At 65.5% G+C, this 21,375-nt stretch carries 19 protein-coding genes; 8 read left to right on the top strand and 11 right to left on the bottom strand.

The window, feature by feature from the left end; translation table 11 throughout:
* Window positions 1-33 precede the first annotated feature (33 nt).
* The 6 genes from M2299_RS11115 to M2299_RS11090 form a co-directional block, all read right to left on the bottom strand.
* Window positions 34-999: an NAD-dependent epimerase/dehydratase family protein gene (locus M2299_RS11115; protein WP_025878791.1), complete on the bottom strand. Its 966-nt coding sequence runs from the start codon at window positions 997-999 to the stop codon at window positions 34-36.
* A gap of 64 nt (window positions 1,000-1,063) precedes the next feature.
* Entirely contained in the window at window positions 1,064-1,789 is a 726-nt protein-coding gene (locus M2299_RS11110) for a suppressor of fused domain protein (RefSeq protein WP_080149550.1), read from the bottom strand.
* 142 nt (window positions 1,790-1,931) lie between these two features.
* Window positions 1,932-2,855 carry a ParB/RepB/Spo0J family partition protein gene (locus tag M2299_RS11105; protein WP_025878789.1) on the bottom strand — a complete coding sequence of 308 codons (924 nt, stop codon included), beginning with the start codon at window positions 2,853-2,855 and terminating at the stop codon, window positions 1,932-1,934.
* On the bottom strand, window positions 2,855-3,652 hold the full coding sequence (locus M2299_RS11100) for a ParA family protein (RefSeq protein WP_025878788.1): 798 nt from the start codon (window positions 3,650-3,652) through the stop codon (window positions 2,855-2,857). The genes M2299_RS11105 and M2299_RS11100 overlap by 1 nt, the downstream gene beginning before the upstream one ends.
* Before the next feature lie 112 nt (window positions 3,653-3,764).
* Window positions 3,765-4,403 (bottom strand): 16S rRNA (guanine(527)-N(7))-methyltransferase RsmG, encoded by a 639-nt coding sequence (gene rsmG, locus M2299_RS11095; RefSeq protein WP_025878787.1) that lies wholly within the window; start codon window positions 4,401-4,403, stop codon window positions 3,765-3,767.
* Window positions 4,404-4,442: 39 nt separating this feature from the next.
* Window positions 4,443-5,042 (bottom strand): 4'-phosphopantetheinyl transferase superfamily protein, encoded by a 600-nt coding sequence (locus tag M2299_RS11090; RefSeq protein ID WP_099785896.1) that lies wholly within the window; start codon window positions 5,040-5,042, stop codon window positions 4,443-4,445.
* An 84-nt stretch (window positions 5,043-5,126) separates the two neighbouring features.
* On the opposite strand from M2299_RS11090, the gene M2299_RS11085 reads away from it, so the two are divergent.
* Window positions 5,127-5,378 carry a GlsB/YeaQ/YmgE family stress response membrane protein gene (locus M2299_RS11085; protein WP_025878785.1) on the top strand — a complete coding sequence of 84 codons (252 nt, stop codon included), beginning with the start codon at window positions 5,127-5,129 and terminating at the stop codon, window positions 5,376-5,378.
* Between the two features lie 72 nt (window positions 5,379-5,450).
* On the opposite strand, the gene xth is transcribed toward M2299_RS11085, so the two are convergent.
* Together xth and M2299_RS11075 are read right to left on the bottom strand one after the other, a co-directional pair.
* Window positions 5,451-6,218 carry an exodeoxyribonuclease III gene (gene xth, locus M2299_RS11080; protein ID WP_280884351.1) on the bottom strand — a complete coding sequence of 256 codons (768 nt, stop codon included), beginning with the start codon at window positions 6,216-6,218 and terminating at the stop codon, window positions 5,451-5,453.
* 267 nt (window positions 6,219-6,485) lie between these two features.
* Window positions 6,486-7,895 carry a coniferyl aldehyde dehydrogenase gene (locus M2299_RS11075; RefSeq protein WP_100437092.1) on the bottom strand — a complete coding sequence of 470 codons (1,410 nt, stop codon included), beginning with the start codon at window positions 7,893-7,895 and terminating at the stop codon, window positions 6,486-6,488.
* A 292-nt stretch (window positions 7,896-8,187) separates the two neighbouring features.
* Here M2299_RS11075 and M2299_RS11070 point away from each other — a divergent pair, with 292 nt between their 5' ends.
* Genes M2299_RS11070 through M2299_RS11055 form a run of 4 tightly spaced genes read left to right on the top strand, consistent with a single transcriptional unit; the run spans window position 8,188 to window position 10,426 of the window.
* Window positions 8,188-8,619 carry a hypothetical protein gene (locus M2299_RS11070; protein ID WP_100437093.1) on the top strand — a complete coding sequence of 144 codons (432 nt, stop codon included), beginning with the start codon at window positions 8,188-8,190 and terminating at the stop codon, window positions 8,617-8,619.
* Entirely contained in the window at window positions 8,586-9,026 is a 441-nt protein-coding gene (locus M2299_RS11065; RefSeq protein ID WP_157804435.1) for a hypothetical protein, read from the top strand. Before M2299_RS11070 ends, M2299_RS11065 begins: the two co-directional genes overlap by 34 nt.
* A 14-nt stretch (window positions 9,027-9,040) precedes the next feature.
* Window positions 9,041-9,736, top strand: a complete 696-nt coding sequence (locus tag M2299_RS11060) for a hypothetical protein (protein WP_280884350.1) — start codon at window positions 9,041-9,043, stop codon at window positions 9,734-9,736.
* A gap of 54 nt (window positions 9,737-9,790) precedes the next feature.
* Window positions 9,791-10,426: a hypothetical protein gene (locus M2299_RS11055; protein WP_157804436.1), complete on the top strand. Its 636-nt coding sequence runs from the start codon at window positions 9,791-9,793 to the stop codon at window positions 10,424-10,426.
* A 281-nt stretch (window positions 10,427-10,707) separates the two neighbouring features.
* Here the strand turns inward: M2299_RS11055 and M2299_RS11050 are convergent, their stop codons facing one another.
* Both M2299_RS11050 and M2299_RS11045 read right to left on the bottom strand, forming a co-directional pair.
* Window positions 10,708-12,363, bottom strand: a complete 1,656-nt coding sequence (locus M2299_RS11050; protein ID WP_025878778.1) for an MFS transporter — start codon at window positions 12,361-12,363, stop codon at window positions 10,708-10,710.
* 113 nt (window positions 12,364-12,476) lie between these two features.
* Window positions 12,477-13,898: a DcaP family trimeric outer membrane transporter gene (locus M2299_RS11045; protein WP_025878777.1), complete on the bottom strand. Its 1,422-nt coding sequence runs from the start codon at window positions 13,896-13,898 to the stop codon at window positions 12,477-12,479.
* 245 nt (window positions 13,899-14,143) lie between these two features.
* Between M2299_RS11045 and acs the strand changes: the two genes are divergently transcribed.
* From acs to M2299_RS11030, 3 genes are all read left to right on the top strand, one after another.
* Complete coding sequence (gene acs, locus M2299_RS11040; RefSeq protein ID WP_280884349.1) at window positions 14,144-16,087, top strand: acetate--CoA ligase; 1,944 nt, start codon at window positions 14,144-14,146, stop codon at window positions 16,085-16,087.
* A gap of 81 nt (window positions 16,088-16,168) precedes the next feature.
* Window positions 16,169-16,834, top strand: coding sequence for a response regulator transcription factor (locus M2299_RS11035; RefSeq protein ID WP_006477308.1), 666 nt, complete (start codon window positions 16,169-16,171; stop codon window positions 16,832-16,834).
* A 467-nt stretch (window positions 16,835-17,301) separates the two neighbouring features.
* Window positions 17,302-17,877: a manganese efflux pump MntP family protein gene (locus tag M2299_RS11030; RefSeq protein WP_032976929.1), complete on the top strand. Its 576-nt coding sequence runs from the start codon at window positions 17,302-17,304 to the stop codon at window positions 17,875-17,877.
* 39 nt (window positions 17,878-17,916) lie between these two features.
* Here M2299_RS11030 and M2299_RS11025 read toward each other — a convergent pair whose 3' ends face one another.
* Window positions 17,917-21,360 carry a PAS domain-containing hybrid sensor histidine kinase/response regulator gene (locus M2299_RS11025; RefSeq protein ID WP_099785904.1) on the bottom strand — a complete coding sequence of 1,148 codons (3,444 nt, stop codon included), beginning with the start codon at window positions 21,358-21,360 and terminating at the stop codon, window positions 17,917-17,919.
* Window positions 21,361-21,375: the final 15 nt, after the last annotated feature.

Below are 21,375 nucleotides of genomic sequence, written 5' to 3'. Positions count from 1 at the left end.
CGAAGATGAATCCGGCGGCGTGAGGATCGGTTTTCAGGCGCGATCAGCAAAATACTCGCGACACCACTGCACCACCGGCGGCAGGCCCTGTTCGATCGGCATGACCGGTTCGTAGCCAAATGCGTCATGTGCGCGCCGGGTATCGGCCATCGTGCGCACCATGTCACCCGGCTGCATCGGCTTGTAGACCTTCTGCGCGGGGCGACCGGCGGCCTGCTCGATCACGCCGATGAAGCGCTCCAGCTCGACCGGCGTGTGGTTGCCGAGGTTGAACACCCGGTGCGGCACTGGACCATCAGCCGGATGCGCGAGGGCGCCGAGAATACCGGCCACGATGTCGGAGACATGTGTGAAATCGCGCTGCATGCGGCCTTCGTTGAACACATCGATCGAACGACCGGCCAGCACCGCGCGCGAGAACAGCAGCGGCGCCATGTCCGGCCGGCCCCACGGGCCATACACGGTGAAGAAGCGCAGGCCGGTGGCACGCAGGCCATACAGCTGTGCGTAGGTATAGGCCATCAGTTCATTGGCGGCCTTGGTGGCGGCGTACAGCGAGCGCGGCTGGTCCACGCGCTGGTCTTCGGAAAACGGCGGCGTGGCCGAATCGCCGTACACCGAACTGCTGGACGCATACACCAGATGCTGCACGCCCCGGTGGCGGCACAGCTCGAGCATGTTGACGAAGCCGACCAGGTTGCTGTCGACGTAGGCGTGCGGGTTTTCCAGCGAATAGCGCACGCCGGCCTGCGCAGCCAGGTGGATCACCGCGGTCGGCTGTACTTCCTCGAACAGCGCGGCCAGGCCGTCGCGGTCGGTCAGGTCCAGCGTGCGCAGATCCAGCGTCGGGCACAGCGCGGCCACGCGGTCGCGCTTGATCTGTGGGTCGTAGTAATCGTTGAAGTTGTCCAGGCCGACCACCGACTGGCCCGCATCAAGCAGGGCACGGGCGGTGTAGGCACCGATGAAGCCGGCTGCGCCGGTGAGCAGGATGGTCATTGCGGTGAGCCTGGAATTCAACGGTCAATTCAATAGTGATGGCGTCTGATGGTACGCGCAGGGCCTAGAACAGGCCGAAACGCTTCTTGGCCACATTGGTGCGCCCCGGCTGGATGACATCCTGGATGTTCTTCGCATCGAAGCGATCCAGCAGGGTTTCCGAATCCTTTTTCAGCTTCAGGTCCATCTCTTCCGGGTACAGCGGCACGATCGCCATGAACTCGATGGTGGTGCCGTCTTCCAGCGCCAGCGTGCCGAAGTCGTCCGGGGTCGTGACCGGCGGCAGCACGATGGCCCCATCGAACCCCACGCCCGGTGCATAGGGCTCGGACGGATGGCCGTTGGGAATGGTGTGGCCGAAGCCCAGCCAGGTGTCGTACTCGTGCGGCAGCCGCGCCAGGGTCTTCAGCAGGCGCACCGGCCAGTAGTTGCGCTCATCCTCGAAGGCGTCCTGGGTGATCGGCCAATCCGCCGGCAGGGTCACCATCAGTTCCATGTGCCGGGGGACGTCCACCTCCTCAGGCACGGACATCGGCAGGTCGCTCATGCCCGAGGTCACCAGCCGCAGGTACGGACACTCGTCGGTGGCGGGCACCACATGCACGTCGATGTGCACGATATCGGAGATGATTTCGTGGAAGACCCCGGAGATCGGGCCAAGATGGCGCTCGATGTGCGCGCTGATCTCCTCGATGTGCGACTCCCCCTGGGCCGGGGTGAAGTCCTTCTCGCGGCTGTGCACGAGGATCGGGCTGCCGCCCGGGCTGACGTCGTCTACTTCAATGGTCATGTCCTGCTCCCTGGATGAGCCACGGGGCGGAGCGGCCCACCTGCGGTGGACGACGCGGCCTCCGGCACGCGCGGCGGTGCGTTCCCTGCAATCGACGGCACACGGCAGGAACGGGCCGTGCGCCCATGAAGATGCGCCGGGGTCAGCCCTGGCGCGTGCGCAGCCGCTCCAGCACGCCATCGAGCGTGTCCAGGTTGGCGTAATGGATGATCAGCTTGCCCTTGCCGCCGCGGCCATGATTGATCGCAACCGAGGTACCCAGCACTTCGGACAGCTCGGTCTCCAGCGAGGCGATATCGGCCTGCTGCACCTTGGCCACCGGCTGCGGACGGTTGCTCGGCACCTTGCCGGCGGCAAACGCCTGCGCGCGGCGCTCGACCTCGCGCACCGACCAGCCTTCGTCGGCCGCTTCCTGGGCCAGCTTGCTGGCCAGTTCCGGGGCCAGCGTCAGCAGCGCGCGGGCGTGCCCCATCTCCAGCCGGCGCGTTTCCAGCAGCAGGCGGATGGCGATCGGCAGCTCCAGCAGGCGCAGCAGGTTGGACACCGCCGCGCGCGAGCGACCGACGGCCTCGGCGGCCTCGGCATGGGTCAGGGTGAATTCGCTGATGAGGCGCTGCAGCGCTTCGGCTTCTTCCAGCGGGTTGAGGTCTTCGCGCTGGATGTTCTCGATCAGCGCCATCGCGATGACGGTGCGGTCTTCCAGCTCGCGCACCACCACCGGCACTTCGTCCAGGCCGGCCAGCTGCGAGGCGCGCCAGCGACGTTCACCGGCAACGATCTCGAAGTTGCCTGCCGGCAGCTGGCGCACCAGGATCGGCTGGATGACGCCCTGCGACTTGATCGAGTCGGCCAGTTCGGACAGCTTGCCCTGGTCCATCTCGCGACGCGGCTGGTACTTGCCCGGCTGCAGCTGGCCTACCGGCAGCTTGCGCAGCACTTCACCGGGCAGCGGCTCGATCACCGCCGTACTGGCCTGCACCTGGCTGACCGCGCCCTTCGGACCGAGCAGTGCGTCCAGGCCGCGGCCGAGGCCTCGCTTCTTGGCTGCAGGCTTGCTGCTGGTCATCAGACGGTCTCCACGGCCTTGGTGGCCTTGTTGCGTTCGTTGTTGCGACGGATGATCTCGCCGGCCAGGCCGAGGTAGGCCACGCCACCGCGCGAAGCACGATCGTAGCCGACGATGCTCTGGCCATGGCTGGGCGCCTCGGCCAGGCGCACGTTGCGCGGCACGATGGTGCGGAACACCCGGTCGCCGAAGTGCTCGGTGAGCTCGGCCGACACCGCATTGGCCAGGTTGTTGCGCACGTCGAACATGGTGCGCAGCACGCCTTCGATCTCCAGCGCCGGGTTGAGGTTGGCACGCAGCGCTTCGATGGTTTCCACCAGCGCGCTCAGGCCTTCCAGTGCGTAGTACTCGCACTGCATCGGCACGATCACCGAATCGGCGGCGGCCAGTGCGTTGAGGGTCAGCAGCGAGAGCGCCGGCGGGCAGTCGATCAGGATGTAGTCGTACTCATCGCGGATCGGTGCCAGCGCGCGCTTCAGGCGCTGCTCGCGCTCGCTCTGCGCCATCAGCTGGATCTCGGCCGCGGTCAGGTCGATGTTGCCCGGCAGCAGGTCGTAGCCTTCGGCGGTCTGCACGCGCACGTCGGCGGCGCTGGACTCGCCCAGCAGCAGGTCGTAGGTGGAGGAGACCAGCTCGCGCTTGTCCACGCCACTGCCCATGGTCGCGTTGCCCTGGGAATCCAGGTCGACCAACAGCACGCGCTTGGGTGCGTTGGCCAGGGAAGCGGCCAGGTTGACGGCGGTCGTGGTCTTGCCGACGCCACCCTTCTGGTTGGCGATGGCGATGATGCGGGCCATGCGGGTGTGCCTCGTCGACGTGTGCTGGGACCGGTCATTATGCGTACAACCGGGCCCGTGCGGAAATCGTGGATCGCCAACCGCTTGTTCCACAAGGGGCGGGCGGCGGGGTTCAGGGACCTGTGACGGTGACCAGATGGCGTTCACCGGCCAGGCCGGGCACGCTCAGCGGGACCACCTCGCGCACCTGCCAACCGGCCGGCAGCGCTGCGATCTCCTCATGCGGGTAGACGCCTTTCATGGCCAGCAACACGCCACCGGGGCGCAGCAGGTGGCCACCGACGCGGACGATGCCGGCCAAGGTGTCCATCGCGCGCGCGGTCAGCTGGTCGTAGCTGCCCGGCTCGGCCAGCGCTTCGGCGCGCGATTCGGCCACGCGGGCATTGCCCAGGCCCAGCTGGCGCACGGCCTCGCGCATGAAGCGGGCCTTCTTGCCGTTGCTTTCCACCAGGGTGACCTGCAGGCCCGGGCAGGCGATCGCCAGCGGGATGCCCGGCAACCCGGGGCCGGTACCGAGGTCGGCCAGGCTGCCATCGGCCACGAACGGCTGCATCGCCAGTGAATCGAGCAGATGGCGGGTGACCATTTCCTGCGGATCGCGGATGGCGGTGAGGTTGTAGGTGCCGTTCCAGCGGTGCAGCAGCGCCAGGTAGCGCAGCAGCGGCGGGGCCAGCTCGGCGGCCAGGCCCATGCTGGCCAGGCCCTGCTGCAGCGTGTTCGCTACGCCGGCGGGAAGATCGTGTTCGCTCATGCCGGCATTATCGCCGGTTTTCGCCGTTGATTCGCCGATTCACTGCGGATACCAGGCCAATGCGGCGCGGAATTGTCCGCTGGCCTGCCATTCGTGCAGGTGCCAGCGCGCGGCCTCGCCCAGCTCCGGGTCGCACCAGCGCAGGTGCAGGGCGCCATCGTTGGCCGGGGCCAGCTGCAGGCGGTGCAGGCCGAAGGAAATGCCCTGCCCGTGTGCCTTCAGCATCGCTTCCTTGGCACACCAGACGCGGAAGAACCAATGTTCGCGGTCGGCCTCGTCCAGGCCCTGCAGCCAGGCCACTTCGTCGGGATGGAAGAAGCGCTGGATGATTTCCAGCATGCGCGGGCGCGGCCGCAGCAGTTCCAGGTCCACGCCCAGCCGCACGCCCTCGCCCAGCGCTACCAGCAGCACCTCGCCGCTGTGGCTCCAGCCGGTGCCGTAGTGGGCCAGCGCGCCACTCAGTTCCGGCCGGCCCTTGTCGTCGCGCACCAGCGGCAGCGCATCCGGCTCGCCCCCCAGGGCCTGTGCCAGCACCTGCCGGGCCTGCGGCTCACCGCGCTGGCCGGGGACATGCGGGCAGCGCCAGACGGTAACCGGACCAAACCGCCAGGGGCCCTCAAGGGTGGCTGGCAGGCTCATCCGCACGCACCCGTCACAGGATTGCACAGCGGGTTCACGGCATTGCGCGTCAACTGGACGCGGTTATCCACCGGAGAGTCGATCATGGGCATCATCATCTGGCTGATCGTCGGCGGCATCGTCGGCTGGCTGGCAAGCATCATCATGAAGCGCGATGGCCAGCAGGGCATCATCCTCAACATCGTGGTGGGCATCGTCGGCGCACTGATTTCCGGCTGGCTGTTCGGCGGCGGCATCAATGAAGCGATCACCCTGCGCACGTTCCTGTTCTCGCTGATCGGCGCGGTGATCCTTCTGGCCATCGTCAACCTGTTCACCCGCAAGAGCATACGCTGACGGCGTGGTGGTGTCGGCCGCAAGCCGGCAAACGCATCAGGACGGGGCCCGGCATCGCCGGGCCTCGTTGTTTCAGCCCAGCTGTACCCACGCCGGTGCATGATCGCTGGGGCGTTCCCAGGTGCGCGGCTCGCGGTCGATGCCCGAGGCCACCGCACTGCCCTTCAGCGCATCGGAAACCAGGGTGAGGTCGATGCGCAGGCCGAGGTTGCGGCGGAAACCCGCTGCGCGGTAGTCCCACCAGCTGAAGGTGCCGGCCTCATCGTTGTGCAGGCGGAAACCATCGTGCAGGCCCAGCTGCAGCAGCTTGTTCAGTGCGCCGCGCTCGGCAGTGGAGGTCAGGATGTGGTTGTCGTTCCACACCTCCGGGTCATGCACATCGCGCGCATCGGGGGCGATGTTGAAGTCGCCCATCACGATCAGCTTCGGATGCCGCTGCAGTTCTTCGGCGATCCACGCGTGCACCGCCTCCAGCCAGCGCAGCTTGTACTCGTACTTGTCGGTGCCCACGTCCTGGCCGTTGACCACGTACAGGTTGATCACCCGCAGGTCGCCGAAGGTGCCGGCGATGACCCGCTTCTGCTCGTCCTCGAAGCCGGGAATGCCGATCTGCACGTCCTGCGCCGGCTCGCGCGACACCAGCGCCACGCCGTTGTAGGTCTTCTGCCCGGCGAACACGCTGCGGTAACCGGCGGCGACCAGCGCCGAGTCCGGGAACTTGTGGTCCTCCAGCTTGGTTTCCTGGATGCCGACGATGTCCGGGCCGAAGTCCTTGAGCCACTGCTCCAGGTGCGGCAGGCGGACATTGAGCGAATTGACGTTCCACGAGGCGATTTTCATGCGGGCATTCTACCCGGGTGGGCTTTGGTAGAGGCCGACCTTGGTCGGCGCTTTGCTTCCCGCTGTTGCCTTCGTAGAGGCCGACCTTGGTCGGCGCTTGGGGTTCACGCGCGCCAACCAAGGTTGGCCCCTACCGGAACGAGCCGCGCGGGTTGGCCCCTCCCGGTAGTGCCGGCCGCTGGCCGGCAGGTGCAGGTCCCCGCCGAAGGGTCATGAGGTTGCCGGCCAGCGGCCGGCACTACCACTGAGTGCACGCCCTGCCTGATTTCACCGCAGCAGCAGTTTCAACAACCCCGCAATCTTCGAATACGGCGGCCGCAGCCGGTCACTGGCCGCCCAGCGCGACTGCCACAGCACCGGCAACAGCTTGCTCATCGCATCAAACCCGGCCCGGCCGTGGTACGCCCCCATGCCACTGGCGCCCACCCCACCAAACGGCAAGCCATCGGCGGCGAAATGCAGCAGGGTGTCGTTGACCGTGACCCCGCCGGCCAGCACCTGGCCGAGAATGCGCTCCACCGTGGCCGTGTCGTGGCTGAAGGGATACAGCGCCAGCGGCCGGTCGCGGGCCACGATGTCGGCCAGCGCCGCATCCAGGTCCGGATAGGCGCGCACCGGCAGGATCGGGCCGAAGATCTCATCGCGCATCAGGTCCAGGTCATCCGGCGGGTCCAGCACCACGGTCGGCACCAGCAGCCGCTCGCGATCGGCGCGCGCGTCATCCACCTGCGCCAGCGGAATCACCGGCACCCCGCGTTCGCGGGCCTGCGCCAGATAGCCCTGCAGGCGCCGGTACTGGCCCTCGTTGATGATTCGCGTGTAATCGTCGGCATCGCTGAAATCACCATAGCGCTCGCGCACCTGCTGCTGCAGCACCTGCACGAACTCACGCTGGCGCACGCTGTCGATCAGCACGTAATCCGGCGCGATGCAGGTCTGGCCGGCGTTGAACCACTTGCCGGTGGCCAACCGCGCGGCGGCTTTGTCCAACGGGAAATCACGGCAGACGATCGCCGGCGACTTGCCGCCCAGTTCCAGCGTCAGCGGCACCAGATGCTCGGCCGCCGCCGCCATCACCTTGCGGCCGACCGCGGTGGAACCGGTAAACACGAGGTGGTCCAGCGGTAGCGAAGACACCGCCTCAGCCACGTCCACCCCACCCTGCACCACCGCCACGCGTTCGGGCGGGAACACGCTGGCCAGCAGATCGGCCAGGAAGGCGCTGGTGCGCGGAGTGTGCTCCGAAGGCTTCAACAGCACATGGTTGCCGGCGGCGATGGCTGTAGCCAACGGCACCAACGCCAGCGTGACCGGATAATTCCACGGCGAGATCACCGCGACCACGCCCAGCGGCATCGGCCGCAGCTGCGCGCGCGCCGGCCACAGTCGCCAGCCGGCGCCCACCCGCTGCGGCTTCGACCAGCGCCGCAGGTGACGGCGCAGGTGGTCGATGGCCGACAGCACGCTCATGCCGTCGGCCAGCTTTGATTCCACGTGGGCGCGATGGCCGAAGTCCTCGGCGATGGCCGCAGCCATTTCGTCCAGGCGGTCCTTCAACGCCGCGCGCAGGCGACGCAGGTCGGCTTCGCGCTGGTCGAGCGAGGGACGCTGGGCCTGCCAGGCAGTACGCAGGGTATGCAGGATAGCGGGGAGGTCGGCTGGGGCGGTGGTGGTCATGGGGCGACTATACGAGCTGTGGCAGTCATCGCCGCATGACAGGGCGCGGATTCGACTGGGTAGAGTCGACTGTTAGTCGACCGCTCCCCGGTCAGAACACGCGAAACCCAACGCTGGGCGCGATAGTCGGCCAACGGTCGACTCTACCCCTCGTCAGACCTCCAGAGGGATGGCCAAACACGTAGTTCCATCCGGGAAGCGTAAGAACATTTGCAATTTCGTACTTCTTTCATGGTGGAGCGACTTCATGTCCACCAATGTATGCGTCTGACGTGCCGAAGAGCAGGATGTAATGCAAGGTATAGCCGCAGTTCTAGCCGGTTTGATGCTGATGGTCTTCTCTGCCGGAGCCTCAACTCCGCCTATTGACTACGAGAAGGTTCGTATGGCCGGCGTCCAAAGAATGATGGGCCACTGGGTGCGTTACATCATGCTTAGCGGGGACTCGCCTTGTATCACGGTTCAGATTTTCAAATCCGCAAACATGGAAGGCCTCGTTCACCAGAAGAAAATCTGTTCGCTTGGAAAGATGAGTTTTCACGATGACTTCGCGTTTGTCGACGTGAGGACAATAGAGTTTGAGCAAGACCAACTATCGCTGGAGATGGTTTTCTTCGGTCTTCGCGGCGGTGCCCGCGAGGAAGGTAAATGCTCAATCGCGATCGGAACTAGCTCTATCGGAGATCTGGAATGTTCACTCGAGTATGGAAGCGAGTACCACTGACCACGCTATGGCTTGTTTTTTACGCGGCGTCACCCTTGTCGGGCAGCACCGCCAAAGCCTCAGAGCACCGCATCGACTACTCAAAGGTCACGAAGGCCGATATCGCGATTGTCCAGGAGCGAGCTGTCAGGTATGTCGTAATCGCTGACAATCCATGTCTGACCGTCCAGTCCTTCAGACTCGGCCATCCAGCCGAGTATCACCGCGAGAAGTTCATCTGCTCCGTCGGTGGCGCGCGCTTCGATCGCGACTTCGCCTTGGTCGACTTCAAGACACTCGATTTCCACGATGACCGTCTGGATGTAGAAGTCGAATTCATTCCCTCACGAAGGGGACGCAAGGCGGTCAGGTGGTGCTCCATCGCCCTGCAGCCTGATTCCATCGGCGACCTGATGTGCCATCGATGATGGTAGCGCTGGCGATGGCCGCTGTACTGTCTCTGCCTGCAGCGTCAACTGCACCCCCGCCGCCTCACGCCGGTTTCGCACTGGATACAGAGCGAGAGTATGTGCCGATGGTGGGCGACAGCCTGGTGTCGCTTGTGGGCGAGCTGGATGGTGAACCCACTTCTGGCGCCGCCATCGACCGGGTGCTGACCACTTTGGAGGAGCGACTAAAGCGCACCTCATGCAGGCCAGCAGAACCTGGTGATGCGCAGTCGCAGCCACGTGGCATCACCTGCAGCGCACCTGATGTAGAAAGCATCTTTCCTTACTACGCGGCTTTGCGGCGGGCGACGACACCAGCAGAACACGAGCGGCGCGGTCGTCGCTTTCTGGATGCATATGCCAGATTGCTCGAGGATGCGCCGGATACCGCCATTACGCGACCACGCGAAGATGAAGCGGTGGACGGGTTGCTGCATGTGCTCTTTCCGCTCCAGGCCTGGGACGAGAAGCTGAACATTCCACGCCATGACGTGCACTTCCCCTTTGTTCCCGTGTGCAACCTCGTTGCCGCTCGTGTTGCGCATTGCCCCGGCGCCGATCAGTTGCTCAATCGGATCAGACAAGCGGGCGATGAGAGTGAACAGCGAGCGTTCTGCATCAAGGAGTTTTCAAGACGCCCCCTTGAGCAGGAAGGCGAATGCATAGAAAAGACCACCGCAAGCCCCTGATGCCCATGGCATCTTCCTCGCTTGCCAATGACAGTTTCCGAGAGGATGAATATGTTGAGCCTGGTCTTCACTTTGCTCGCATCACTGGCTTCACCACTAGACGCAAAAGCTGGCAACGAGAGGTGGACACAGGCTGGCAGTGACATCACGCTGCGGTATGACGGTGAGGAGAACGGTCGCTACCGGAACGTGTCGGTCATGAGGCATGGCAAGTTGGTGCGTCGGATAGAGCTGAGCGAGCGCTCCTACTCTCTGTTCGAACACGATGCCGATCCGGCGACGTCTCCTGACGGCCGGTATGTGCTTGTCACTGACGTGGAATCCGGTGAGGTCGCTTCTCCGGATGGAGATCGCTTCATGCATGAGGTTCCGTACTGTGGGTTCATGAACACGCGCAGCGGTTGCATGGTTACGCGGCAGACCGGCCAGTTCTGTGGCGGGTCATTCAATGACATTGGCAACTGGGCATCTCCCGGCCTCCCACCTGTCACCCTGACCGAAGAAGGCGCTACCGCAGAGGATTATGCGTCAGGTCACCGGAGTCCTTCGGATGCGCCCGATGGTTCCCTCGACAATCTGCTTCGTTGCGACCCGCCGGGTCCACGCAACAGAGGTCATTACAAAAAGCTGATCGACGCGGGGATCTTTGACGTCACTCCCTCGCAGAGGCAAGCGCTGTACGGCGGTTAGCATCGACCGTTGGTCGACCGCTCTCGGCTCTACCTCGCACTGCCTCTGGAGGTAGAGGTCAGAGCCCTTTCGCCTGCGAAAGGGATCCGACCCCGGTCGCGATACGGGCGGTGGCTTCGGATGCTTGTCAACCACGATGAAGGCATTCAGCGCTGTTTGTTCGTGTCTGCGGAGTTTTGTGCCGCGCGTTGCGCGGTCGCCGAGCATGGCTCGGCGCTACAGGGAAACGAAAAGGCCGTGGTCTGCACCACGGCCTCTCCTTCATTCGATGAACATCATTCTTACTTGGTGATGTCCACGTTCTTCGTCTCGCGCAGGAACAGGCCGCCAATCACCACCGACATCAGCGCGATGATGATCGGGTACCACAACCCGTAGTACAGGTTGCCGGTACCGGCCACCAGCGCGAACGAGATCGCCGGCAGGAAGCCACCGAACCAGCCATTGCCGATGTGATACGGCAGCGACATCGAGGTGTAGCGGATGCGGGTCGGGAACAGTTCGACCAGGTAGGCGGCGATCGGGCCGTAGACCATGGTCACGTACAGCACCAGCAGCCACAGCATCAGGATCGTGCCGGCGTAGTTGATGCGCGAACCATCAGCCTTGGCGGGATAGCCGGCACCGGTCAGCGCAGTCTTCAGCTCGGCACCGAATGCATCGGCCTTGGCCTTGCCTTCTTCCTTGGTCAGGCCGGCGGCCTCGTACGAGGTGACGCTGGCGCTGCCCACGTTGACCATCGCCAGCGAACCGGCAGCGGCCGGCTGCACGTCATACGGCACACCGGCCTTGGTCAGCGCGGCGGTGGCGACGTCGCAGGAGCTGGTGAACTTGCGCAGGCCCACCGGATCGAACTGGAAGGAGCAGGTGGTCGGGTCGGCCACGACCAGCGCCGGCGAGCTGCTGCGGGCTTCTTCGATGGCCGGGTTGGCGAAGTGGGTCAGGCCCTTGAAGATCGGGATGTAGGTGATGGCGGCCAACAGGCAGCCGGCCAGGATGATCTTCTTGCGGCCGATACGGTCGGACAGCCAGCCGAAGAAGATGAAGAACGGCACGCCCAGCGCCAGCGCGGCGGCGATCAGCAGGTAGGAGGTGGTGGCGTCGACCTTCAGCATGCTGCTGAGGAAGAACAGCGCGTAGAACTGACCGCCATACCAGACCACCGCCTGGCCCGCTGCGGCGCCGAGCAGCACCAGCAGCATCAGCTTCAGGTTGCCGCCCTTCAGGCTGTCACGGAACGGCGTCTTGGAACCCTTGCCCTCCGACTTCATCTGCTGGAACAGCGGCGACTCGCTCAGCTGCAGGCGGATCCACACCGACACACCCAGCAGCACGATCGAGACCAGGAACGGAATGCGCCAGCCCCAGGCTTCGAACGCTTCGTTGCCGAGGAAGTAGCGGCAGGCGAGGATGATCAGCAGCGACATGAACAGGCCGAGGGTGGCCGTGCACTGGATGAAGCTGGTGTACAGGCCACGCTTGTCGTCCGGCGCGTGTTCGGCCACGTAGGTCGCCGCACCACCGTACTCGCCGCCCATGGCCAGGCCCTGGGCCAAGCGCAGGATGATCAGGATCACCGGCGCGGCGAAGCCGATCGAGGCGTAGTTGGGCAGCACGCCGACCAGGAAGGTCGAGATGCCCATGATCAGGATGGTGACCAGGAAGGTGTACTTGCGGCCAATGCGATCGCCGAGGCTGCCGAAGAAGGCCGCACCGAACGGGCGCACGAAGAAGCCGGCCGCGAAGGCCAGCAGGGCGAAGATCATGCCCGTGGTTTCATTGACGCCACTGAAGAACTGCTTGGCGATGATCGCCGCAAGCGAGCCATACAGGAAGAAGTCATACCACTCGAAAACGGTGCCCAGGCTGGACGCGAAGATGACCTTCTTGTGTCCCTGGGTTAGTTGGGCTTTCGCCGGTGCAGGTGTTGTGGACATGGGAAGCTTTCCCTCTGTAGGTGCCGACCTCGGTCGGCACGCAGTCTAGGTAGGTGCCGACACCATTGGTCGGCACTCATTCTTGGTAGGTGCCGACCTTGGTCGGCACTCCTTTAGAAGCTGTACTTCGTAGTGAACTGCAGACGGGTGATATCGCCCTTGTTGCCGTTCTCGATCTCGCGCTTGCCGTACATCAGCTCGGCACCGACATCGACCTTGGGCAGCGGCGAGTAGAAGATGTTGCCGCGGATGCTCTGCACGCTCTTGGTCACCAGCGGGCCGAGGATGCTGTCGTTGTCGTAGTCGCTGCGCGCGTAGATCAGGTTGGTGCGCAGCTTCGGCGAGAACGCATGGCGCCAACCGACATAGCCGGCGATCACACCGGTCGGGTTGAGTTCGTCACGGGCCACGTCATAGGCCGAATCGGCGGTGATGCCCAGGCCGATGTAGCGGGCGATGCCCTCGCCACCGGTGAACTGGTAGTGCAGCGAATCGCTGTCACCCATCACCCACTTGCCGCCCAGGGTCAGGCCACCGGCCACCTTGTCGGCCTTTGCGCCGGTGGCCTGGTTGTCGACCTTCAGCTGACGGACGATACCGCCAACACCGAACGTGCCCCAGTCACCCTTCCAGCCATAACGCAGGGTCAGGTCCGGCAGGCTGCCGCGATCGGAATTGGCGCTGGCATTGGTCCAGGCGCCGGTGACCGGATTGCGCGTACCGGTGAGGGTGGTCGTTTCCGGATTCTCCAGCGCGACGCTGAAGCCGCCCTGGGTGTAGCGCACCTGCGCCTGGCGCACGAAGATCACGCCATCGGTGGGACCGACGAAGTCGACCGCTTCCGGCAACGACGCCGCATCCATGAAGTTCGACCAGGTCTGGCCGGCCATCCAGTTGTTCCAGTACATGTACGCATGGCGCAGGGTCACGCCATAGGTGTTGGTGGCGGTCTGGTTGCCCAGCGAGTTGCCGAAGAAATCCATCTCGAAGAACGCGCCGGCCTTGTTGCCCGACTCGCTGACGTTGTCGATGCCCAGGTTGAAGCGCGAGAACTTGGCGTGGGCGTTGTAGTCCACGTCCGAGCGCTTGCCGCTGCCGCCGGCGCCTTCCACCGGGGTCTGCCCGGGCAGGTACAGCGAGCGGCCGGTGGCGTCGTCGGCCAGCTGGCCATCGCTGGTCTGGGTGGCCAGGAAATCGGCCTTGATGAAACCGCCGATCTTGACCGTGGTGCCCGGCGCCGCGCCGGGGGTGATGGTGGTGACCTGGATCGGCTGCTTGCCCGCAGGCACCGCCGGCTTCTGTTCGGCCTGCAGCGTGCGGACGTCGGTGACCGCCTGCTGGGTCTGCACGATCTGGGTCTGTTGTTGCTGCTGCGACGCCAGCAGCGCCTGCACCTGCCGCTCCAGTTCGGCGACGCGTGACTCCAGTGCCTTCTCTTTGGCGGTCTCGGCGAACGCCATGCCCGGTGCGACCAGGGCGACCAACAGGCAGGCCGCCAAAGGTGTGCGCACGGCTTTCAACGTACGGTGGCTCATGTTGCCCTCTCTCCCAAGTGGCAAGGTGATGCCGCGCGTGGGGCACGGTCGAGCCGAGACTGCGGGGCGTTTGCACGCACCGGCTATTGGCCATTGGTCGAACCCGGGCCTGCAGGGGCCCGACTTTCGACCAAGGTCTAACCGAAGTGGTGACGCGACCGGGGGTGGATGGGGCAAACTGAGGGGGAACGGCTGCTGCAATGCTGCGGCTGCACACACAAAGTCAACGTGCAAGTGAGGGTGCCATGGCTGATCTCTACCCTGTCGATCCGCAGTTCGCCGCCAAGGCGCGTATCGACAAGAACACCTATGAACAGCAGTACCAGGCCTCGGTGTCCGATCCGGATGCGTTCTGGGGCAAGGCTGCCGAGCGGCTGGACTGGTCGCGCAAGCCGACGAAGATCAAGAACGTCAGCTACGACCTGTCCGACTTCCACATCAAGTGGTTCGAAGATGGCGAGCTCAACGCCAGCGTGAACTGCCTGGACCGCCAGCTGGAAAAGCGCGGCGACAAGACGGCCCTGCTGTTCGAGCCGGACAGCCCGGACGCGCCGGCCCAGCACGTGACCTATCGCGAGCTGTACGAGCGCACCTGCCGTCTCGGCAACGCGCTGCGCAACCTGGGCGTCAAGAAGGGCGACCGGGTCACCATCTACCTGCCGATGATCGTCGACGCTGCCGTGGCCATGCTGGCCTGCGCGCGCATCGGTGCGATCCACTCGGTGGTGTTCGGTGGCTTCGCCCCGAATTCGATCGCCGACCGTGTCAGCGACTGCCAGAGCAAGCTGATCATCACCGCCGACGAAGGCCTGCGCGGTGGCCGGAAGATTCCGCTGAAGGCCAACGTCGATGCGGCGCTGAAGCTGCCCGGCACCAATACCGTGGAAACCGTGCTGGTGGTGCGCCACACCGGCGGTGCGGTGGACATGCAGGCCCCGCGCGACCGCTGGTTCCATGATGTGGTCGACAGCCAGCCGGCCAGCTGCGAGCCGGAACCGATGAACGCCGAGGATCCGCTGTTCATCCTCTACACCTCCGGTTCCACCGGCAAGCCGAAGGGCGTGCTGCACACCACCGCCGGCTACCTGCTGTACGCGGCCTACACCCATGAAGCGGTGTTCGACCTGCGCGAGGACGACATCTACTGGTGCACCGCCGACGTCGGCTGGGTCACCGGCCACAGCTACATCGTGTACGGCCCGCTGGCCAACGGCGCGACCTCGCTGATGTTCGAAGGCGTGCCGAACTACCCGGACACCTCGCGCTTCTGGAACGTGATCGACAAGCACAAGGTGTCGATCTTCTACACGGCCCCCACCGCCATCCGTGCGCTGATGCGCGAAGGCGAGGAGCCGGTGAAGAAGACCTCGCGCGCTTCGCTGCGCCTGCTTGGCAGCGTCGGCGAACCGATCAATCCGGAAGCCTGGCGCTGGTACTACGAAGTGGTCGGCGACAGCCGTTGCCCGATCGTCGATACCTGGTGGCAGACCGAGACCGGCGGCATCCTGATCTCGCCGCTGGCCGGTGCGATGGAGCTGAAACCGGGTTCGGCCACCCTGCCCTTCTTCGGCGTGCAGCCGGCCCTGGTCAATGCCGATGGCGAGATCAAGGACGGCCCGACCGAAGGCAACCTGATCATCCGCGACTCCTGGCCGGGCCAGATGCGCACGGTGTACGGCGACCACCAGCGCTTCATCGACACCTACTTCCGCACTTACCCGGGCAGCTACTTCACCGGTGACGGCTGCCGCCGCGACGAAGACGGCTACTACTGGATCACCGGCCGCGTGGACGATGTGATCAACGTGTCCGGCCACCGCATCGGCACCGCCGAAGTGGAAAGCGCGCTGGTCTCGCACCCGAAGGTGGCCGAAGCCGCCGTGGTCGGCTTCCCGCACGACGTGAAGGGCCAGGGCATCTATGCCTACGTCACCCTGGTGGCCGAGGAGGCGCCCAGCGACGAGCTGCAGAAGGAGCTGGTCGCCTGGGTGCGCAAGGAGATCGGGCCGATCGCCACGCCCGACCACCTGCAGTGGGCGCCGGGCCTGCCGAAGACCCGTTCGGGCAAGATCATGCGCCGCATTCTGCGCAAGATCGCCGAGAACGCACCGGACCAGCTCGGCGACACCTCGACCCTGGCCGATCCGTCGGTCGTGGCTTCGCTGGTGGACGAACGCAAGGTGCGTTGATGTGCTACCCGGGGTCGGATCCCTTTCCACAAGGAAAGGGCTCTGACCCCATCTGCTTTCCCCCCACGGTTCCCCCCGACCATGACCACCCTCCTGATTGCCGATGACCATCCGTTGTTCCGCGAAGCCCTGCGGGGTGCCGTGCAGCGGGTCATTCCGGGCGTTCAACTGTTCGAGGCCGACAGCGTGGAGGCGCTGTATGCGCTGGCCGACCAGCACAACGACGCCGACCTGGTCCTGATGGATCTCAACATGCCCGGCGCACAGGGCTTCAACGCACTGGTACACATGCGCTCGCTGCATCCGCACCTGCCGGTGGTGGTGGTGTCCGCACGCGAAGAAGCCACGGTGATGCGGCGTGCACTCGACCATGGCGCGCTGGGCTTCATTCCGAAATCCGCCGACTCGGACACCATCGGCCATGCACTCGGCACCATCCTCGATGGCGAGACCTGGGCGCCGCCGGAAGCACACAACGTCCCGCCCACTGGCAGCGAAGAACGCGAAGTCGGCCAGCGGCTGCGCGAGCTGACCCCGCAGCAGTTCCGCGTGCTGCAGATGTTGGGTGCGGGCCGCTTGAACAAGCAGATCGCCTACGACCTCAATGTCTCCGAAGCGACGATCAAGGCGCACGTGACCGCGATCCTGCGCAAGCTGGGCGTGACCAACCGCACCCAGGCCGTGCTGATGGCCGGCAAGCTGGCGATCGACGACGACGCCATCGTGCTGCCGCCGGAAGAGGATTGAGGTTTCGTGCCGGCTGCTGGCCGGCAATCGCCTGTACCTGTATCACCGCTGCGCTCGCCGGGCATGGCCCGGCGCTACCGGAAACTGCTTTGGTGGGGGCCAAGCTTGCTTGGCACGCTCTCGCCGTTGCGTGTGCCGGCCAGCGGCCGGCACTACCCGCTACGCCCGCCGGGCATGGCCCGGCGCTACCGTATCGCCCGTGATATAGCCATCGCTATACAAACCAGCCATGCCTGCGCGTTTCGCACGGAATGCGCCACGCGCGGATCGCGGTGCTAAGCTTCGCGTCCCCTTGGGGAGTAGCCGGATTCCTACGCAGGAATCGTCCATGTCAACATACTCGGCCAGTGCGCCGTGGCGTGGACAACCATGATGGTTGGCGAGACCAGCGGCCCGCGCGCGCAACGTCAGGTTGGGCGCGAGCGCGAGCCGTGCGTCCGTCCTTGCCCGACCTTCTGCTGCCGCCCATGTCTCCTGTTTCGATCCTCCTGATCGGCTTTGCCATGTCCACCGATGCCTTCGCCGCGGCGATCGGCAAGGGTGCCGCCATGCGCAGGCCGGTGTTCCGTGATGCGCTGCGCGCCGGCATCATCTTCGGCGTCATCGAGGCGATCACGCCCATCATCGGCTGGCTGCTCGGTCGTGCCGCCCTGCAGTACGTCGAAGCCTTCGACCACTGGATTGCCTTCGGCCTGCTCGGCGCGCTGGGCATCCACATGATCTACAACGGCCTGCGCCCTGACAGCGGCGAGGACGATGAGGATCCGTCGCAGCATCACGGCTTCTGGAAGCTGGCGCTGACCGGCTTCGCCACCAGCATCGACGCGATGGCAGTGGGCATCGGCCTGGCCTTCATGGACGTGCATATCGGCGTGATGGCGGCGGTCATCGGCCTGTGCACGCTGACCATGGTCACCGCCGGCATCATGCTCGGCCGCGCACTCGGCAGCATGGTCGGCAAGCGCGCCGAAATCATCGGTGGCGTGATCCTGGTGATCATCGGTGCGACGATCCTGTACGAACACCTGCACGGCGTGGCGTAACCTGCCGGCGATTGCGAGGTTGCCGGCCAGCGGCCGGCACTACCGGGCGTCGCGCAACGCGCCCAGGAACGCACGCAGCGACGCCGGCTTGATCGGCTTGGTCAACAGGCGATAGCCACGCTCGCGTGCCATCCGCTTCAGTTCATCGCGGCCATCGGCGGTAAGCAGCGCGCCGGGCAATGGATAGCCCGCCGCTTCGCGCAGTGCCACCAGTGCATCCAGGCCATCCATGCGATCGTGCAGGTGGTAGTCCACCAGCATCACCTGCGGACGCTCGGCGATCTTCTGCAACGCCTGGTCCACCGTCGATGCGGTGATCACCTGCACCTGCCAGCGCCCCAGCAGCGCGCGCATGCCATCAAGGATCTCCTCGTCGTTGTCCACGCACAACACGCGCAGGCCGGCCAGCGAATCGCTGCGAATCGGCGGTGCGGCCTGCGCCACGGTGAGCGCTTCGGTATATCCCGGCAACGGCGCTACCCGCGGCAGGATGATCGAGAACATCGATCCACTGCCAACCCGGCTGCGGGCATTCAAGCGATGGTCAAGCAGGCGCGAGATGCGCTGGCAGATCGACAGGCCCAGGCCCAGGCCCTGCTCGCCCCAGTCGAACGGCTGCTGGTAGCGGTGGAACTCGTCGAAGATCTGTCGCATGTGGTGTTCGGGAATGCCGGGGCCGGTATCCCACACCTGCAGCTCCACTTCGTCGCCGCGCTGGCGCACGGCCAGCACGATGCGCCCCTGCCGCGTGTAGCGCAGCGCATTGGCCAGGAAGTTCTGCAGCACGCGGCGCAGCAGGCGGCGATCACTGCGCACCCAGGTGGTACGCGCGAACAGATCCAGCCGCAGCCCACGCCCGGCCGCAACCGGCGTGTACTGCGCGGCCAGCTCGCGCATCAACGCACTGACATCGAATTCGCCGATCACCGGATGCAGGCCACCAGCATCCAGCCGCGACACGTCCAGCAGCCCATCCAGCAGCTCTTCGGCCGCACGCAGCGACGCATCCACGCGTTCGGCCAGGTGCCGCTGCTCATCACTGACATGGTCGCTGTCGCGCAGCGCCGAAGCGAACAGCCGCGCCGCATTCAACGGCTGCAGCACGTCATGGCTGATCGCCGCCAGGAAGCGGGTCTTCGATTGCTGTGCGACTTCCGCAACATGCGAGCGCTCGGCCACGCGCTGTTCCAGTGTTTCGTTGGCTTCCAGCAGCGCCCGTTCGGCGTGCTTGTAGTCGGTGATGTCGTTGTAGCTGGTGACGTAGCCGCCGCCGGGCAGTGCCTGGCCACGCATTTCGATCACCTTGCCATCGCTGCGGGTGCGCTCGAACACGTGCGGCGAACCGGCGCGCATGTAGCTGATGCGGCGGTTGATCTGCACTTCGATGTCGCCCTCGCCCAGCTCGCCACGCTCGGCGTTGTAGCGGATCAGATCCGCCACCGGGCGGCCCACGTAGAGCATGCCGTCGGGGTAGCCGAACATGTCCTGGTAGCGCCGGTTCCACGCGGTCAGGCGCATGTCCGGGTCGACCACGCTGACGCCGGCGCTGATGTTTTCCAGGGTGGTCGACAGGATCTCGCGGTTGAAGCGCAGTTCCTGCCCGGCTTCGTCCAGCACCGCCACCACTTCGCCCAGGTCCATGCCGGAGCCACGCAGGAGGCTGGTCAGCAGCAGGCGCGCGGACGCCGCACCGATCGATGCGGCCAGCAGGCGCTCGGTGAACTGCACCCACGGCCGGTCCGCCGGTGCCGAGGACTGCAGCTCGCGCCCCAGCGACTGCGCCTGTTCGAAGAACGAGCGCCGCGCATGGCGTTCGCCGACCACGCGCGAGGCCAGTGCCAGCAGGTCGCCCACGTGCACGTGGCCTGGCCAACCACCGGCCACTGAAGGCCGCTCGGCATAGGGATCGAGGAAGGGCGCAGCGCGCAGGCGCTCATCCACGCCCGGACGCCAACGCGCCGATACCAGCATCATCGTCGCCGCGTTGACCAGCAGCGACCAGAACGTGCCATGGGTCAGCGGGTCCCAGCCGGTCATGCCGAACAGCTGTTGCGGCCGCAGCCAATCGATGCCGAACGGACCATGCTGCACCCAGCCTGCATCCATCCAGCCGGCCATGGTCATCGCCGGCAGCAGCAGGGTGTACAGCCAGGTGGCGAAGCCGAGCAGCATGCCGGTCTCGACGCCACGACGGCTGGCGCCGCGCCAGTACAGGCCACCGATCAGGCCCGGCGCGAACTGCGCCACCGCGGCGAACGCCATCAGTCCGTACGAGGCCAGCGTGCTGTCGTTGCTGCTGCTGCGGTAGTAGCTGTAGGCCATCAGTGCCAGCAGCAGGATCGCCAGCCGGCGGATCCACAGCACCCGCGAGGCGACATCGGCCGCTTCCTGGTGGTCGCCACTGCGACGCAGCAGCACCGGCATCACCAGATCGTTGCTGACCATCGTCGCCAACGCGATCGAGGACACGATGACCATGCCGGTGGCGGCAGAGAACCCGCCGATATAGGCGATCAGTGCCAGCGCGTTGCGGCCCTCGGCCAGCGGCAACGCCAGCACCATCGAGTCGTCGGCCACGCCGCTTCCGGTACCGAACAGGCTGATGCCGGCCGTGGCGATCGGCAGCACCATCGCCGAGATCAGCACCAGGTAGCCGCCGAACATCCAGCGCGCGCGGCGCACGTCGCGCACATCCCCGCACTCCACCACCGCCACATGGAACTGGCGCGGCAGGCAGATGATGGCCAGGAAACTGAGCAGCGTCTGCGAAATGAACCCCACTGGCGGAAGCCCGGTGAACAGCGTATGCACCGACTCCACCACCGCCTCGTTGCGGTCGCTGAGCCAGACATAGGCGAACACGCCCACCGCCACCATCGCCACCAGCTTGATCACCGACTCCAGCGCGATGGCCAGCATCATGCCGTGGTGGTGTTCGGTGGCGTCCACCTGGCGGGTACCGAACAGGGTGGCGAACAGCGCCATCAGCAACGCCACGTACAGGGCCGGATCGCTGAAGAACCCGGTCGGGCCGGTGTTGCCGGTCAGTACCTGCAGGCTCATCGCCACCGCTTTGTACTGCAGGGCGAGGTAGGGAATGATGCCGATCAGCGCGATGATCGCCACCAGCGCCGCCAGCCGCCGCGAGCGGCCGAAGCGCGAGGAAATGAAATCAGCGATGGAGACCACGTTCTGGCTGCGCGCGATCAGCGCCAGGCGCTCGATGATGCGCCAGCCGAACAGCAGCAGCAGCAACGGACCGATGTAGATCGGCAGGTAGCCCACGCCATTGCGCACGGCGGTACCGACTGCGCCGTAGAAGGTCCACGACGAGCAGTACACCGCCAGCGCCAAGCTGTAGACGACCGGCCGCAGCCACGGCCGGTCCGGGTACATCGGCCGACGGTCGCCCCACCACGCCACGCCGAACAGCAGCGCAGCGTAGGCAACCGAGACCAGCAGCAGGATCCAGCTGGAGACCAAGCGCGTGTTTCCGTC

The sequence above is a fragment of the Stenotrophomonas sp. 1278 genome (assembly GCF_029892765.1).
Classification (GTDB): Bacteria; Pseudomonadota; Gammaproteobacteria; order Xanthomonadales; family Xanthomonadaceae; genus Stenotrophomonas; species Stenotrophomonas indicatrix.
This window is presented reverse-complemented; position numbering and strand designations above follow the sequence as displayed.

Coding starts and splice junctions, on each gene's coding strand:
- M2299_RS11115 (WP_025878791.1), bottom strand. CDS start 999: ATGACCATCCTGCTCACCGGCGCAGCCGGCTTCATCGGTGCCTACACC.
- M2299_RS11110 (WP_080149550.1), bottom strand. CDS start 1,789: ATGACCATTGAAGTAGACGACGTCAGCCCGGGCGGCAGCCCGATCCTC.
- M2299_RS11105 (WP_025878789.1), bottom strand. CDS start 2,855: ATGACCAGCAGCAAGCCTGCAGCCAAGAAGCGAGGCCTCGGCCGCGGC.
- M2299_RS11100 (WP_025878788.1), bottom strand. CDS start 3,652: ATGGCCCGCATCATCGCCATCGCCAACCAGAAGGGTGGCGTCGGCAAG.
- rsmG (WP_025878787.1), bottom strand. CDS start 4,403: ATGAGCGAACACGATCTTCCCGCCGGCGTAGCGAACACGCTGCAGCAG.
- M2299_RS11090 (WP_099785896.1), bottom strand. CDS start 5,042: ATGAGCCTGCCAGCCACCCTTGAGGGCCCCTGGCGGTTTGGTCCGGTT.
- M2299_RS11085 (WP_025878785.1), top strand. CDS start 5,127: ATGGGCATCATCATCTGGCTGATCGTCGGCGGCATCGTCGGCTGGCTG.
- xth (WP_280884351.1), bottom strand. CDS start 6,218: ATGAAAATCGCCTCGTGGAACGTCAATTCGCTCAATGTCCGCCTGCCG.
- M2299_RS11075 (WP_100437092.1), bottom strand. CDS start 7,895: ATGACCACCACCGCCCCAGCCGACCTCCCCGCTATCCTGCATACCCTG.
- M2299_RS11070 (WP_100437093.1), top strand. CDS start 8,188: ATGCAAGGTATAGCCGCAGTTCTAGCCGGTTTGATGCTGATGGTCTTC.
- M2299_RS11065 (WP_157804435.1), top strand. CDS start 8,586: ATGTTCACTCGAGTATGGAAGCGAGTACCACTGACCACGCTATGGCTT.
- M2299_RS11060 (WP_280884350.1), top strand. CDS start 9,041: ATGGCCGCTGTACTGTCTCTGCCTGCAGCGTCAACTGCACCCCCGCCG.
- M2299_RS11050 (WP_025878778.1), bottom strand. CDS start 12,363: ATGTCCACAACACCTGCACCGGCGAAAGCCCAACTAACCCAGGGACAC.
- M2299_RS11045 (WP_025878777.1), bottom strand. CDS start 13,898: ATGAGCCACCGTACGTTGAAAGCCGTGCGCACACCTTTGGCGGCCTGC.
- acs (WP_280884349.1), top strand. CDS start 14,144: ATGGCTGATCTCTACCCTGTCGATCCGCAGTTCGCCGCCAAGGCGCGT.
- M2299_RS11035 (WP_006477308.1), top strand. CDS start 16,169: ATGACCACCCTCCTGATTGCCGATGACCATCCGTTGTTCCGCGAAGCC.
- M2299_RS11030 (WP_032976929.1), top strand. CDS start 17,302: ATGTCTCCTGTTTCGATCCTCCTGATCGGCTTTGCCATGTCCACCGAT.